General features: G+C 61.8%; 8 protein-coding genes. 5 read left to right on the forward strand and 3 right to left on the reverse strand.

The window, feature by feature from the left end:
- The first annotated feature begins 8 nt into the window (after positions 1–8).
- The 3 genes from EJ075_RS04780 to EJ075_RS04790 all read left to right on the forward strand — a co-directional run bounded on the left by EJ075_RS04780 (position 9) and on the right by EJ075_RS04790 (position 9,266).
- Positions 9–6,335: a non-ribosomal peptide synthetase gene (locus tag EJ075_RS04780; RefSeq protein WP_126103570.1), complete on the forward strand. Its 6,327-nt coding sequence runs from the start codon at positions 9–11 to the stop codon at positions 6,333–6,335.
- Positions 6,328–8,022 carry an AMP-binding protein gene (locus EJ075_RS04785; protein WP_126103571.1) on the forward strand — a complete coding sequence of 565 codons (1,695 nt, stop codon included), beginning with the start codon at positions 6,328–6,330 and terminating at the stop codon, positions 8,020–8,022. The genes EJ075_RS04780 and EJ075_RS04785 overlap by 8 nt, the downstream gene beginning before the upstream one ends.
- 185 nt (positions 8,023–8,207) lie before the next feature.
- Positions 8,208–9,266: an alpha/beta fold hydrolase gene (locus EJ075_RS04790; RefSeq protein ID WP_126103572.1), complete on the forward strand. Its 1,059-nt coding sequence runs from the start codon at positions 8,208–8,210 to the stop codon at positions 9,264–9,266.
- Between the two features lie 341 nt (positions 9,267–9,607).
- Here the strand turns inward: EJ075_RS04790 and EJ075_RS04795 are convergent, their stop codons facing one another.
- The 3 genes from EJ075_RS04795 to EJ075_RS04805 all read right to left on the reverse strand — a co-directional run bounded on the left by EJ075_RS04795 (position 9,608) and on the right by EJ075_RS04805 (position 12,557).
- Positions 9,608–10,441 carry a DeoR/GlpR family DNA-binding transcription regulator gene (locus tag EJ075_RS04795; RefSeq protein WP_095483648.1) on the reverse strand — a complete coding sequence of 278 codons (834 nt, stop codon included), beginning with the start codon at positions 10,439–10,441 and terminating at the stop codon, positions 9,608–9,610.
- A gap of 61 nt (positions 10,442–10,502) precedes the next feature.
- Positions 10,503–11,276, reverse strand: a complete 774-nt coding sequence (locus EJ075_RS04800; RefSeq protein WP_095483647.1) for an SDR family oxidoreductase — start codon at positions 11,274–11,276, stop codon at positions 10,503–10,505.
- 12 nt (positions 11,277–11,288) lie between these two features.
- Positions 11,289–12,557, reverse strand: a complete 1,269-nt coding sequence (locus tag EJ075_RS04805) for an ADP-dependent glucokinase/phosphofructokinase (RefSeq protein WP_126103573.1) — start codon at positions 12,555–12,557, stop codon at positions 11,289–11,291.
- Positions 12,558–12,955: 398 nt separating this feature from the next.
- Between EJ075_RS04805 and EJ075_RS04810 the strand changes: the two genes are divergently transcribed.
- Together EJ075_RS04810 and EJ075_RS04815 are read left to right on the forward strand one after the other, a co-directional pair.
- A complete protein-coding gene (locus EJ075_RS04810; protein WP_126103574.1) occupies positions 12,956–13,972 on the forward strand; it encodes a hypothetical protein in 1,017 nt (338 codons plus the stop codon).
- 127 nt (positions 13,973–14,099) lie between these two features.
- A complete protein-coding gene (locus EJ075_RS04815; RefSeq protein ID WP_126103575.1) occupies positions 14,100–15,383 on the forward strand; it encodes an extracellular solute-binding protein in 1,284 nt (427 codons plus the stop codon).
- Positions 15,384–15,445: the final 62 nt, after the last annotated feature.

Consider the following 15,445-nt stretch of genomic DNA (forward strand, 5'->3'; position numbering starts at 1 on the left):
GGTATCTGATGGACACTATACGTGGCCACGTGGACCGGCATGCCGGACACAATCCGCAATCGGTGGCCGTTCTGGCCGCGGGACGCCCGCCCCTCACCTATGAAGGGCTGGGGCGCCAGATCCACTATGTCGGCGAAAAGCTGGCGCTGGAAGCTGTCGGGCCAACGGGCCGCGTCGCGCTCATCCTGCCCGAAGGAGCGGAAGCAGCGGTTGCGATCGTGGCGGTGGCAGCCAATGCGGCATGCGCTCCGCTGAACCCGGCATGGCCCGCATCTGAGCTTGAAGCACAGCTCAGCGCGCTAGGTGCCCAAGTCCTGATCGTGCCGCACGGCTGGGAATCGCCGTTGCTCGCCTTGGCGGCGTCTCTGAACATCCGGATCCTGCAACTCGTTTCGCAGCCCGATGCGGCGGCCGGGACCTTCTCGCTGACAGCTGCTGGTCGAGGGCATCGCGGTGACCAGCCGTTGGCTGCGCCTGGCGATGCCGCACTGCTCTTGTTCACATCGGGCACGTCTGCGCGGCCCAAGCTGGTACCGCTGACACATCGAAACCTTTGCGTTTCGGCGCGCAACATTTGCGCGGCGGTGGATCTCCGGCACACCGACCGGTGCTTGGGCATGATGCCCCTGTTTCACATCCATGGCATCAGCAGCCTTTTGTCATCGCTGGTATGCGGAGGCTCTCATATCAGCGTGGAGGGCTTTTCCGCCGACCGCTTCTTTAGCTGTCTCAGCGACCTCAAGCCGACCTGGTATACGGCTTCCCCGGCCGTGCATCGCACGATCCTCGATCAGATCCGTCTCTGCCGCGAAGACCCGCGCCAGAGCGGATTGCGCTTCATTCGCTCGGCTTCGGCGCCAATGCCGCCACAGCTGATCGCGGATACCGAAAGCGCGTTCGGCGTGCCGTTTGTCGAAGCCTACGGGATGACCGAGGCGGCGCCGCAGATTGCGAGCAATCGCCTTCCGCCGTTCGAACGCAAGCCAGGCTCCGTGGGCAAGGCTGCCGGTCCAGAAATTGCCATTATGGATGAGGCCGGACGTCTGTTGCCGCCCGGCGGGAGTGGCGAGGTGGTCATTCGCGGCCCAAATGTCATGCACGATTATGATGATCGCACTGACAACCAAGCCGCTTTCATCGATGGCTGGCTGCGGACAGGCGACATAGGCCACCTCGATGCCGAAGGTTATCTGTTCGTCACCGGCCGCCTGAAGGATATCATCAATCACGGCGGCGAAAAGATCTCGCCGCGGCTGGTGGAGCAGATCCTGCTCCAGCATGCCGCGATTGAACAGACGGTTGTTTTCGGCGTTCCCCACCCGGTGCTCGGCGAGACGGTCGCCGCAGCGGTCGTGCTCAAGGCGGGGCAGAAACAATTTACGCCGGTTCAGCAGATCCGCGGCTTTGTCGCCGAGCGGCTGGCACGCTCGAAGGTGCCGCAGTGGATCGTTGTGGTGGATGAGATCCCCGCCGATTCCAGCGGAAAGGTCAATCGCAAACATCTGGCCCTGACGCTCGATCCGCAACAACAGGACGCTCAACGCGATCCGCCACAGACTGGCAAAGTGATTGCCCGAACCGCCACTGAGCGCCGGGTGGCGGCGGTTTTTGCCGAAGTTCTGGGAATCGAACCGCCCGGCATTCATGACGATTTCCTCGACCTGGGCGGTCATTCACTTATCGCCATGCAGGTTCTCGCCAGGTTGCAGGAGATATTCCAGGTTACGTTGCCGATCGATTGCATGTTTGAACGCCCGACCACTGCGCGACTTTCGGAGCGCATCGGCGAGCAGATGGCCGATCTCGTAGCGGATGGCAGAGCGCGACTGGAGCAAGGATCGACGACTTCTACGCAGGCCACGAAACACATCCCCCGGCGGCAAGGAGGAACGCTCGCACGGCTCTCCTCCGTGCAAAAGCGCGTCTATTTTCTTGATCGGATGGGTGCCGGCGGCGCCTACAATATGTCGGCCTCGCTCTGGCTGACAGGCCCGCTCGACGAGCGCGCATTGGCGCTGTGCCTCGACGAAATTCGCCGACGTCACGACATCCTGCGCACGACCTTTCACATGCGCGAGGGCGGACCAGTGCAAGTGGTTTCCGAATTTCAGGAAACCAGGCTGGTGATGATTGATCTGTCCGGCCACAAGGCGGACGCACGAACCGCCGAGGCAAAGCACCTCGCCAGCCAGGACGCTGGCGAACCGTTCGACCTGGCGCAAGGTCCCCTGTTTCGCGCCAAGCTGATCCGGCTGACATCCGACGAGCACGTCCTGCTTCTGACGATGCACCACATCGTTTCCGACGGCTGGTCGATCGGCGTCCTCTACACCGAGTTGAGGCAACTGTACGAAGCATTTTATGACGACAGGGCGTCGCCGCTCGACGACTTGCCGCTTCAGTACGGCGACTTCGCAGCCTGGCAGCAGCACGGCGTCGAGGTCGGCGAATTCGAGCGCCAGACCGGTTACTGGATCCGTCAGCTCAAGGAGATGCCGCCGGCCTTCACGCTTCCGACGGACCGCCCCCGCCCGGCCATTCAATCCTATCGCGGCGGCACCATACAGGCCCTGATCAACCGTCAAACGACGGATCAACTTAAGGCGCTGGGTCAAAGCCATAACGCGACCGTGTTCATGACGTTTCTGGCGGCCTTCAAGACATTGCTCCACCGCTACAACGGGCAAGACGATTGCGCCGTCGGCGTGCCGATCGCAAACCGCCCGAGCAAGGAGTTGGAGCCGCTGATCGGGTTCTTCGCCAACACGCTGGTTTTGCGAACGCCGCTTGCGGGCGACCCGTCATTCCTGGAATTGCTCGGCCGCGTCCGGTCGACGGCGCTTGACGCCTACGCGCACCAGGATGTTCCTCTCGAGCGCATCGTTGAACAGTTGAATATCCCGCGCGATCCCCGCCACGCGCCGTTGTTCCAAGTCATGTTCGCGTTTCAGAACATCCCGGGGTTGCCAGGCTCGGTCTTGCCCGCTCAGTCGGTAACTGATCACGTGGCGGGACCTTGCTTCGATCTCGCGCAAGGTCTCACAGCGCAACCTGTGCGCATCGACAAGGTGACGGCGAAGTTCGACCTCACTCTGTACCTGTCGGAAACCCCGGAAGGGATGTCCGCGACTTGGCAATTCAACGCTGATCTGTACGAGCCGGCCACGATCGACCGGCTGGCTCGGCATTTCCAGACCTTGCTCGAAAGCATAGGAAGCGATCCCGGGCAAAGACTGTCGGAACTGTCCCTGTTGCCTGAGGTCGACCGCCGCCAGATCGAAATCGACTGGAACCACACCGAAGCCAGCGAATTGCTGGGGCAGGATTATGTCCAGCTGTTCGAGGCGCAGGTCGAGCGAACACCTGATGCCACAGCCGTGCTGGGCGGGGACCGGCAGTTCACTTATCGGGAGCTCAACGAGCGAGCCAGCCGGTTCGCGCGGTATTTTCGCCGCCGCGGCGTTGCCCGCGAGACATTGACAGCGATCTGCCTGCCGAGGTCTGCCGAGATGCTGGCGGTACTGCTCGGGGTGTGGAAGGCCGGCGGTGCGTTTCTGCCCCTCGACCCCGAACATCCGTCCGAACGTATTGCTTTTATGCTGCGTGACGCCGGCGTGAGCTTGCTCATCACCGAGACATCGCTGCTGCCAAAATTCCCCTCCACGTTTCAGTCGATGGCCATCGACAGCTCCGACCACACCCGAACCATCTGCATCGACGCCTGCCATGCTTCCCTAGCGCTGGAGGACAGTCACAACGTTGGCACCATCCCTGCGTCCGACGCGCTTGCCTACGTGATCTACACGTCAGGCTCCACAGGCAAACCCAAAGGCGCGATGATCACGCAGGCGAATGTCGGCCACTATGCGCAGGCGATGGTCCGCGCTGTCGCAATCCGTCCGGACGACATCTACCTGCACACGGCTTCGTTCTCGTTTTCCTCCTCGATACGGCAGTTTGCCGTTCCGCTCTCCTGCGGTGCGGCCGTGGCCGTTGCTTCGGCCGAGGAACTCCGCGATCCGCATTTGCTGTTCGAGATGGTACGCCACCAGCGCGTATCAGTGCTGGACCTTGTTCCATCATTCTCGGCCGGCTGCCTGCAGGTCTTGATGTCGCTCGATCAACCCGTGCGGGCAAGCTTGCTCGACAATCAGCTACGGCTCGTGCTTTCAGCCAGCGAGCCCTTGCCCAGCGCCTTGATCGAAAAATGGCGGCACCTCTGCAGACCCGGGACAAGATTCGTCAATATGTTCGGCCAGACCGAGACGACAGGGATCGTGATGATCTATCCCGTCCCGGCCGAGGGCGGCGCGGCGAAGGTCGTCCCGATCGGTCGGCCGATTGCCAATACGCAGGCCTATGTGCTGGACACGTCCCGCCGCCCGGTGCCGGTTGGCATCGGCGGTCACTTGTATGTCGGCGGCGCCGGTATAGGAGCCGGCTACATCAATCATCCGGAGCATACGGCGAAAAACTTCGTCCGAAATCCGTTCAGCCCGCATGACGGCGCGCGGCTCCATCGAACCGGCGATCTGGCCCGATACCGGCCTGACGGGACGATCGAAATTCTCGGCCGCGCCGACGAACAGGTGAAGATTCGCGGTTTCCGTATCGAACTGGGCGAGATCGAGGCTGCGATTCACACACACCCGGACGTGCGCGAATGTGTCGTCGGCGTGGTGGAGGATGCTGCCGCAGACGATAATATCGGCGATCGCAAACGTCTGGTGGCCTTCGTTGCGGTCAATGAGCAGCATGATGCGCAAGTGCCTGCTCTGTCCGGGCGCCTGCGCGAATTTCTGAAGCAGCAGCTCCCGGAATACATGCTGCCGCAACGCATCGTCATGCTGCAGCGCTTGCCTCGCACGTCGAACGGAAAAGTCGACCGACGGGCACTGCTCACCAAGGAGGCGCAGACGGCTCGATCAACTGTCGTGACGCATCCCTCCAGCCGGGTCGATCTGCGCGTGGTCGCGCCAACCGACGACGAGACGATCCTGACGGGGGTCTGGAAAAAGGTGTTGCGGCTCGATGAGGTTGGGCTACACGACAACTTCTTCGACCTGGGCGGCAATTCCATCCTGAGCATCAATGTTGTTGTCGAAGCCAGCAGGGCCGGTCTGCACGTCGATCTGCGTCAGCTCTATCAGCATCAGACGATCACCGATCTGGCTCGCGCCGTCGCCCAGGCGCGGCATGACATCGGACCAACCGTCGCGGCTGCACCGGCATCGAGCGGAAATGGCGGGAAAATTCTGGTGACGATTGAAAGCCTTCGCGCCTACGGTCGCGAAGCGCTGACACGGGCTGGATTGAGCCTCAAGGGTGCGGAAATCGTCGCGGAAGTCCAACTCGAGGCGAGCCTGCGCGGACAGCCGACGCACGACATGGTCAGCATTCCGCGTTATGCCGTGCGGATTGCCTCGGGCAAGATCAACGCCGATCCTCAAATACGGATCGAGCACGAGACCGCCACCATCGCGCGGATCGATGGCGACAACGGCCCGGGCCAGTGGGTCAGCACGGTGGCGATGGACCTCGCCATTCAAAAGGCGGGCAGGCACGGCGTTGGAATTGTCGGCGTCCGCCGCTCCAACCATTTCGGCGCCGCCGGCCACTATGTCTGGCAGGCAGCGAAGAACGGTCTCATCGGGCTCTGCACGACCAACGGACCGCTGATCCTGGCACCGACGGGCGGGGTCACGCCGACATTCGGCAACAATCCGCTCGGTGTCGGCATTCCGGCAGGGCGACATTTCCCTATCCTTCTCGACGTCGCCATGAGCGTCGCGCCTCGCGGCAAGATCGGCCTGTCCGTGGCGGAAGGCAGTCCGTTGCCGCCGGGCTGGATACTCGACCGGTCGGGGCGCCCTTCGACCGATCTCGGCGATCTCGCCGCAGGGCTTGGCGTGCCGATCGGCGGACACAAGGGATATGGCCTGGCCCTGGTGATGGAGGTGCTTGCGGGCGTGCTCAGCGGCGCGGGTTTTGGCAGCGATCACCATCAGGACAGATTGCGCGAGAGCGCCCAGGCGCCCGACTACGGCCATTTCTTCATGGCGCTGGATCCACAGCGATTCATGCCGGCGTCGGAATTCACCGAGCGCGTCGACCGCCTGATCGAGCAGACCAGGAACGGCGAACGTGCCGAAGGCGCCACCGAAATCCTGATCCCCGGCGAAATGGAATTGCGCGCCCGCGAGGAGAGCCTGAGGGAAGGAGTGCGGTTGCGCTCATCAACTTACAGGGCTCTCGTCGCCTATGGACGGAAGGCAAAGCTCGACGCCGAACTGAGTGCCGTGACCGAAAACCAGCTTGCAGAGGGCCATGGCTGAACACTTGCACGATCCCGCGCCCGATCTGAATGGTGGCATGATGGCGTTCGACCGGGCCGAGCTGGAGCAGACCATCCCGGCGCGTTTCGACACAGTGGTCCGCAGGTATGGCTCGCACGTGGCGATTGGCGGCGACCGGCATCGATGGACATACGACGACGTTGAACGACGTTCCAATCAGCTGGCCCGGGCAATCCTCGAGCACACGCAGCCCGGGCGCGGATGCGTCGCCTATCTTGTCGACCATTCGCCGGACATGGTGATCTGCGCGCTGGCGGCGCTCAAGGCGGCAAAGGCATTCCTTTGCGTCCATCCTGGTATGCCGCTTGCAGCACAGCGCGACATACTCAGCGATGCGGCGCCGGATCTGCTGCTTACCGATGCGTCTCACGCGCCTGCCGCGCATGACCTTGTCGATGACCACAGGCGGGTTCTCCTGCTTGAGGACATCGACGCGCGTTATTCGGCTGATGCGTTGCATATTCCGATGGACCCGGGTGACCCGGCCGCAATCTTCTACACCTCTGGAAGCACCGGGCGGCCGAAGGGGGTCGTGAAAAGCCATCGCACCGTGCTGCATCGGGCCTGGCTTTGTGCCCGGTATGACGGGGTGAACTCCACAGACCGGCAGTCCCTCCTGACATATTGCAGTTTCGCCTCATCGGAGGCGGACGTCTTCGGCGCGCTTCTCAACGGAGCCACGCTGGAACTCTACGATGCTGCATCGGGTGGTCTCGGTGGTCTCGGGGCGTGGATTGATAAGCGTCGCGTAACCTTACTGCACCCTCCGGTGATGTTGTTTCGCAAGTATCTGTCGATGCTCGCGGGCTCGGGCCTGCATCCATCGGTACGCTTGGTGGCGCTGGCGGGTCAAACGGTCGTTGCCTCGGACGTCGAGCAATGGCGCCATCACTTCGCGACGTCCTGTGCCTTGCGCCATCGCTTCTCTTCCACCGAAGCCGGTCACATCGCGGTCGCTTCGGTAGCTCCGGGCGAGTTGCTCGCGCCAGGCACGGTACCGGCGCCGCGACCAGTCGCGGACAAGTCTCTCCTGGTCGTCGATGAAGATGGCCAGCCGGTCGAACAGGGAGGCGTCGGCGAACTCGTCGTCCGCAGCGCTTTCCTGGCAGACGGTTATTGGCGGCAGGCGTCCGAAACGGCAAAGCATTTCGGCACCGACCTCAATTTTCCCGATCAGCGTGTGTTTCACACCGGCGATATCGGGCGTTTATCGAGCAACGGTCTTGAATTCCTCGGACGGCGCGACGACCAGGTCAAGATTCGCGGGTATCGCGTTGAAACGCGGGAAATCGAGCAGGCTTTCCTGCTGCTTCCAATGGTGAATGAAGTCGCGGTCATCACCGAACTTCGCCAGGATACGCACTCCCTTGCCGCCTTCGTCGTGATAAAACAGGGAGCCTTGTTTCAGACTGACGCATTAAGGGCCAGCTTGAGGTCGATCCTCCCACAGTGGAAAATTCCGGGCCGAATCCACGCGATCGAGTCGTTGCCGCTGACGCCAACCGGCAAGATAGACAGGCTGCTTCTGCAGCAATATTTGCAGGCACCTAGTGGCCCCGCCAACAACGGCCAGACCGCGCAATCGTCCGACAGGAAAGTGAACGGGCCAACTGCAAAACTGATCAAGAGATGGAAAGGGCTTTTTGCCTGGGCTGGTATTCGGTGAAAGGCGAGCGACCATTCAGGATCGGCATACCTGCTGCGTCTCTCGATCAAAGGAACAGCGCCCGCTTGGTCGCTGCGATGAGTCCTTGTTAGCCGCACAGGCTGTGAGTTAAAAGCACGCAAGCATTCGATGTACCGCCACGCTTCCCAAAAGGCGGACGATCATCGATCCAGGGGGGCTTGCCGATGAACGTGCGGCCAATTATCCAGCCTATCCGTGCGATACCGAGCGACGGTCCCGCGCATGTTATTGCCGGCATCTTCGCCACGGAACTGCAAATTCCGACCGCGGACATCGACGATAGTTTCTTCGATCTCGGGGGCGATTCGCTGACCGCCGAAACTCTCGTTCTTGCCGTCCAAAACCGGTTCGGCATCAAGCTCCAGACTTCGGTCCTGCTGGCGGCGCCGACGCCGCGTGAATTTGGCAGGCTGGTCGCGTCCTTGACGCCAACCCACCCCGCACGGCAACTCATTGTGCCGGTATCCGGCGGTTCCGGCCATGAGCCGATCGCAATGATCCACGGCATTTCGGGATCGGCGCTGTTTGCCAATCGCTTCGGAAAGCGCCTCAAGGAGAAATACGCGGTGATGGCCGTGCGCGGCATGGGTCTTGAGCCCGGCGAAACACCGTATTCCAATCTGGACGAGATAAGCGCCAACTATTTTGAAGGCCTGACCTCAGTGACAGGCCGACACCCACATATAATCGGCGGCATCTGCCTTGGCGGTTTGCTTGCGATCGAGGTCGGGCGCCTCACCTATGAAGTGACTGGCGAGCGGCCTGCGCTGCTGCTCATCGATCCGCCGCCGCTCGGCTCGGCCTGGCTGAAGCCGATACCGGACGACCGCATGACCGCCAGCAGGCGGCGCCAGATCACGCGCAAGGTCGTCTATTGGCGCCTGCTTCGCGACGGCTTGAATGCCGCTGGGCTGGGACAAACGCGCATCGGGCGTCACACCCGGCAGAAAGCATTCAAGAGCGCCCTCGTCCGCGCCGCTGCCGGATTCTCGCCTTCGTCTTACCCCTGCGATATCCTGGTTCTCGCCAGTTCGGAATGGAGCGCCGCAACGGTGGAGCAATACAGGGGCTGGGCGTCTGAAAAAACCAGGATAAAAACCGTTGTCGTCCCGGGCACGCACGACAAGTTTCGCGAAGCCAACATGCAGGCGATCGACGACGAGATCATCGCATTCCTGGCGGCCAGAGATGTTGCCGTGATGCGCGAACCCGCCTCGCCATAGCATCGCGGGGGATCAGCGCCCAAGCCTTCCCGATGACAAGCCTTCCCGATGAAAGGATGGAAGGATTCGAAGGTCCGCGAGACGGGCTGCAGCTGCCCGGCGACGGTGTGGAAACCGACCAGCGCCATTTCAAGCCTCAACAACTACGAGATGGAGAAGCGCGGCGAATTTCCCGCGTCGTTTCAATGTGCCAATCGACATGCAACTTACGCCTGCGCGCGGCGAGGCGCACTCTACGGGACAACGAAATTCCTGCCTGCAGCGAACAGGTCGCGACCGCTAACGCTCACTTTGCCGCGTCGGATGCACTCGAATCAACCGAGCGTCCCGTCGTCAGGCCATCACAATTTGGAACGCCCTGAAGCCGGCAAAGAGCTGGCGCTAACCACCGTCACTTTTCGCTCAGCGGAGCGCAAGGACGAAAGTGCGTCCTGGGAAATGCCCTCGTCGGTGATCACCTCGTCGATTTCGGAAATATCCGAAAGCGTGCAGAAACCAGGTGCGGTGAACTTCGAGCTGTCGACGAGCAGGATCGTCTTGCGGGCGGAAGAGATCATGGCGCGCTTGAGCGACGCCACCTCGAGCGAGGTTTCCGTCAGCAGCGTGCCCGTGACGGCCGAAGCGCCGGTCATGCAGAGGTCGGCATGAAGCGTTCTGATGAAACTCTCGCCCGGCTCACCGGCAAGGTGCCGATAGCCAGGACGGACAGTGCCGCCTGGCAGGATGATGCGCCAGGATTTGATGTCGGCCGCGAAATCGGCGATCTGGAGACTGTTCGTCACCACGGTCAGCGGCAAATCCCGCTCGGCGGCGGCGCGCACCACCTCCATGACGGTCGAGGAACTGTCGAAGATGACGCTGTCGCGAGCACTCAGCCGCTGCGCGGCCTCGCGCCCGATCGCTACCTTCTCGGCGTGCTGCAGTTCCGCATTGACGGTCATCTCGCGTTCGAAGGTGGCGCGCATCGGCTGCAGCAAATGTGCGCCACCGTGGGTGCGTTCGAGATACCCCTTTTCCACCAGGTGTTCGAGATCGCGCCTTACCGTTGATTGCGATCCGCCAATCGTGTCGGCGAGCTCCTGGATGCTGGCCGCCCCGCTGACCCGCAGGTGCTCCAGGATGAGAGCCCGCCGCTTGGCGGGAAGCATCTCGACGCGTCTGCTTGGAGAGTCCATGCTTCACCCGCTCGGTAGCCGACGGCGAGGTCGACGGATTTCAGGCCAGATCGTTCAATCTCTACCAAATCGTATAGCCGCAATCCACAACCACAACCGCGCCGGTCATAGCGCTCGCAGCATCCGAGGCAAGGAAGAGGATGGAAGCGGCAATCTCGTCGGGGCGCGCAACGCGCTTCATCGGCGTCATCTCCATCCACACCGGCATCAGCTTGTTGTCAGTGAAGCCGCCGCGCGACATGACAGTATCGACATAGGTCGGCGCGACACAGTTTATCCTCACGCCGCGCTCGGCCCATTCTCCGGCAAGGCTGCGCGTCATGTGGTGAACGGCGGCCTTTGCGGTGTTGTAGTGCACCTGACGCTGCGGCTTGTTGGAAATCAATCCGGACATGGAACCCAGCGTGACGATCGCGCCACGGCCACGTTCGAGCATGGGTCTTGCGAATTCCCGGCATGACCAATAGGCGCCATTCAGGTCGACGTCGATCACCTTCAGCCATACGTCGTCGCTCATATCCTCCCCGCCTGTGTCGGGCCAGGCGATCCCCGCATTGGCGATCAGGATATCGACCGCGCCGTGACGCTCATTGGCAGATCGAGCGGCTGCGGCAACGGCCTTGGAATCGGTTACGTCGAGCTGTACCGCTTCGACCTGGTGGCCCTTCCGCTTTAGCTCGTCACGCCCCGCCTCCAACACCTGAGGATCCATGTCCGATATGGTAACCCGTGCGCCAGCCTCCGCGAGCGCTTCGGCCGTCGACAGACCGATGCCGCGGCCGCCGCCGGTGATGAAGGCAGTTTTACCGTCAAGTCGGAACCGTTCGAGAAACATGGAATTTGTCCTTCAGGCGCGTTGGAGTGCGGGACCGGCGTCGGCGTGGCGGTGTTGTCCGAGGATGAGCAGACAGCCTGCGGTGAAGCTGTCACCCAGGCCGAGCGTCGTCACTGGCTTCTCAAAGTAGGGAGAAGCGCAGGCAACGAAGGTCCAGCGTCCCTTGCGGACTGGCGTTTCGAAAGGAAGTGGATGGAATTCGGCCGTCGGTGCGATCGCGATGGTTCGTGCGGGTTCTCCATTCGCCGCCCTGGCGCTGGCGATAGCGCAGCCTGCCATTAGTGCGCGTTCCTCTTCCTTTGGATCGTTCAAGGTTGCGGCGGCGGCCCATGTATCGGCATGCACGCACACCCGCTCAAGATCGAGACGCTCGCCTAGCGCCACAAGAGCCTCCATGGGATGGTGGGCGGACGGGCTCATGGCGAGCAGTTCGGAATGGCTCATTCCGAGCGAGGTGATCGCACCGCGGGCATGGGAAAAAAGCTCCTCGACTGCCTGCAGCGTGGCATAGCCCGCCAGCTCGAAATGGATCGTCTTGAGGCCGGCTGCCTTCCAGTCGCGGCTGAGAGCGAAGACGTGCCGGCTGGCGGCGCCGACATTCTCCACCGCCTCATCGTTCAGCCCGGAAAGGAGCCCGGCTGCGGCTGACGGTGCCAGCCGGCGCGACATGGTCTCGAAATCCTCGTCATGCTGAATTCCGCGGTCGCAGAAGCGGACGATGACACGTGAGGAGCGGGTCGGCACGACGGCACCGATCGCGCGGCCGGCGGTGAATTCGAAGATGAAGATTTCCGGAATGTGCGGACCAGTTGGCGACAAAGCAGCCGCCGTCTTGAGCGCCCCGCTTTCCGCCAGCAGAACGCCGGCCGGTACCAACCGCAGCATTGCCGCGTGACGATCCTCGATGGCGACCAGGGAGCGTACCCCAAGTTGCCCTAGCACCCAAGCCGCCTGAGGACCGGTTCCGCCCGGTGCATAGCGCAGCGGCAAGCGCTCGCGCAGCCACGCCGGGCCTTCCGGCCAGTCGAACCGCACCTCGCCGCCCACCCCGCGCGCGGCACGCGAAAGAAGAAGATCGGCGAGTTGCGCCGCAGGGCTGCCGTTCGGTGCGCCCAGAAGCGGCTGCATGTCGTGCATCTCGACCCGCGCATCGATACATGCGCTGATGCCGCACAGGAACAGGCCCGCCGACGCAAGGGCATCCGCGCCAAGCGAACCGGACCGCGGATCGATCAGGGCGCGATAGCGTTCTGCGCACGATGCGACGAAACCATCACTCACGGCCGCGCTCCTCCTCACCTCTGCCGACACTGCCAATTGCTATCATTATCTTCCACAGCGTCAATGCAATTCTGTAGTTTCGCGCCGGAATTGCGCAGAAATGGCGTTGCGGAGCCGGCTCATGGGCATCGCAGCACGCAATTCGTGCAAATGCTCAGAGTGCGCCATTCATTGGGGCTTCTGAATATTTTATAATGAAAACAACACGTTAATTCTAGGCAAAGCCCAACTTATGGCAGATGAATGAGATTGGCGCGGCGCCACGTCGCTCCAAATACGCGATTTAGAAAGATTTAGGTAGCTATTGACAGATTGTGAGAAATATCTGCCTATGATGTTGGAACGACGAAGGAAGAGCGCGGCAGCAGAGCCGCACAACATATCCACCGAGGAACACTATGGTCACGAGACTCGACAGGAAGCTGGCGAACATTCGCGCCGGCCGCTACAAGCCGACCGATTTCGTCATTGCCGATGCCAAGGACAGCGACGTCGGCGCCGGCGTGACCGCTACAGGCTTCGACTATTCGGTCAAGCCGCCGCGCCGCCGCAGCCGCCAGGAATTCATCGCCCAGATCGAGGAGATCATCAAACAGGACATCGTCGACATCATGCTGGTGTCGCAGTCCAACCTTGATCTTCTCGACGAGCGTGGCGCCTTCTTCGGCAGTGAGATGAAACCGGCGATCCGCGGCAATCTGGAAACGATGTGCTGGGGCGCCGTGCGCCACGGCGTCTATACCCAGAAGCCGTCGGTGCCCTTCCGCGATGCCAATCTTTCGCGCGCTGTCGCCAACTATCCGACGCGCGGCACGGACCTTGCCCTCTATTCGGTTTCCTTCAGCAACGATGTCGAACTCGACATCCGCACGTTGAAGGCCTTTGCCGAGTTCCGTGCCGAGGCGGCCCGCACCAACTTCAAATATTTCTACGAGGTCTTCAATCCAAGCGTCGATATCGGTCTCAGCACTGAGCAAATCGGCGAATTCGTCAACGACAACATCATCAAGTCATTGGCGAGCGTGCCGAAGGCCGAGCGTCCGCTGTTCCTGAAGACGCCATATAATGGGCCGAAGGCGATGGAAGAACTCGCCAATTTCGATTCCGAGTTGATCGTCGGCGTGCTCGGCGGCGGGGCTGGCACCACCCGCGACACGTTCGAGCTAGTCGCCCAGTCGCAGCGTTACGGTGCTCGCCTGGCGCTCTTCGGCCGCAAGATCAACCTCGCCGAGGCGCCGCTTCACCTCATCGTTTTGATGCGGGCGGTTGCCGACGGCGCAATTGGCCCGGAGGAAGCCGTGCGCGCCTATCACGGCGACCTGCAGAAGCTCGGCCTGACGCCAAACCGCCCGCTCGCGGACGACCGGGTGATCACGGAAGACGTGTTGACGGTCGCAGCCGCCAAGGCCGCCTGACGCCGGAACTGATGAGCGGCGCATGCAAACCGCTGTCGGTTAGGAAAGCGACCCTCCAATGGGTCACTGCGCCCGCGAGTAGGAGGCTCGCGACGCGTACTATGTGGTAGAAAAAGGGAGGAATACTATGAGGAAGATGCTGTTTCTTGCGACGACGATCCTCGCCGCCGCTCTTTCTGCTTCGGCGAATGCCGAGCAGAAAGAGGTGACCGTCTGGTCATGGTTCGTGCAGAGCACGATGAACAAGTCCATCGCCGCCTTCGAGAAGGCACATCCGGACGTCAAGGTGAAATATACCTATTACAACTATTCGCCTGAATACATCACGGCCCTGAAGGCGGCGGCGGCGTCCGGGAGCCTGCCTGACGTGATCGGCCTGCAGCCAGGATCGCTCACCCAACAATATCGCGAAAATCTTGAAGCGGTGAACGAGCGCGCCGCCAAGCAGTGGGGCGACAAGTGGGCGGAAAAGATCTTCCCGGTCAACCGCAAGCAGATGCTGATGGGCAATCCGAAGGGCGACGAAAATTATTATATCATCCCCCAGGAATCCCAGGTTCTGTGCATCTGGTACAACCGCAAGGTCTTCGAAAAGCTCAATCTTTCGGCACCAAAGACCTATGACGAGTTGAAAGCTGCGGCCAAGGCGCTGACCGATAACGGCTATATTCCGATGTTCCAGGGCGCGGCCGACGGCTGGCAGAACGAGAACGTTTTCCTCATGCTCGCCAACCAGTTCTCGCCGGGCATCGTCGACAAGGCCCAGGCGGGCGAAACGCCCTGGACAGCACCGGAACTCGTCGAGGCGATGAAGGCCTGGAAAGGCCTTTTCGACGACGGCATCTTCCAACAGGGAGCGCTTGGGGCGCATGCCTATCCGACGGGCGCTCAGCTCTTTGCACAGGGCAGGGTCGGGATGATGGCGCTCGGCTCCTGGTGGATGCAGGAAAGCAAGTTCCCTCCCCCACTGTCCGAGTTTGTCCAGAACATGGACGGCTTCGACTTCTTCTATCTCCCCCCTGTCAAGGACGGTAATCCCGCGAGCCCGCCCATCGGCGGCATCGACATCGGCTACGGCCTGACCAAAAACGGTGGCAAGAATCCTGCAGCCTGGACCTTCCTTGCCGAACTCACCAATGGTGTTGGCCTGCAGGAGGCGTTGAATGACCTCAACGACCTCCCGGCGTTCGAGGGCTATTCGCCGAAGGGCGACATTACCGATAACGTGAAGGAGATGTCAGCCCGCTTCATGGCAGACCTGCCCAAGGCGGAAAACCAGCGCTTTGCCTCGCCGGCAGTCGCCGAGGCGCTCGACAATGCGCTTGCCGGCGTCTCGGCTGGCAGCATCGAGCCGGAAGCAGCGCTCGCCACCGTGCAGGCGGCGACCGAGAAGGCACTTGCTGCAAAGTAACCTGGGACGAACGACCGGGCGCAGACGCGCCCGGTCGCTTTCATTCTGAAATGGCAAGCATC

It is taken from the genome of Mesorhizobium sp. M6A.T.Cr.TU.016.01.1.1, assembly GCF_003952585.1.
GTDB classification, from domain to species: domain Bacteria; phylum Pseudomonadota; class Alphaproteobacteria; order Rhizobiales; family Rhizobiaceae; genus Mesorhizobium; species Mesorhizobium mediterraneum.

Excerpts from the sequence above, each read along its gene's own strand:
- EJ075_RS04780 (WP_126103570.1), top strand. The coding sequence starts at position 9 with ATGGACACTATACGTGGCCACGTGGACCGGCATGCCGGACACAATCCG.
- EJ075_RS04785 (WP_126103571.1), top strand. The coding sequence starts at position 6,328 with ATGGCTGAACACTTGCACGATCCCGCGCCCGATCTGAATGGTGGCATG.
- EJ075_RS04790 (WP_126103572.1), top strand. The coding sequence starts at position 8,208 with ATGAACGTGCGGCCAATTATCCAGCCTATCCGTGCGATACCGAGCGAC.
- EJ075_RS04795 (WP_095483648.1), bottom strand. The coding sequence starts at position 10,441 with ATGGACTCTCCAAGCAGACGCGTCGAGATGCTTCCCGCCAAGCGGCGG.
- EJ075_RS04800 (WP_095483647.1), bottom strand. The coding sequence starts at position 11,276 with ATGTTTCTCGAACGGTTCCGACTTGACGGTAAAACTGCCTTCATCACC.
- EJ075_RS04810 (WP_126103574.1), top strand. The coding sequence starts at position 12,956 with ATGGTCACGAGACTCGACAGGAAGCTGGCGAACATTCGCGCCGGCCGC.
- EJ075_RS04815 (WP_126103575.1), top strand. The coding sequence starts at position 14,100 with ATGAGGAAGATGCTGTTTCTTGCGACGACGATCCTCGCCGCCGCTCTT.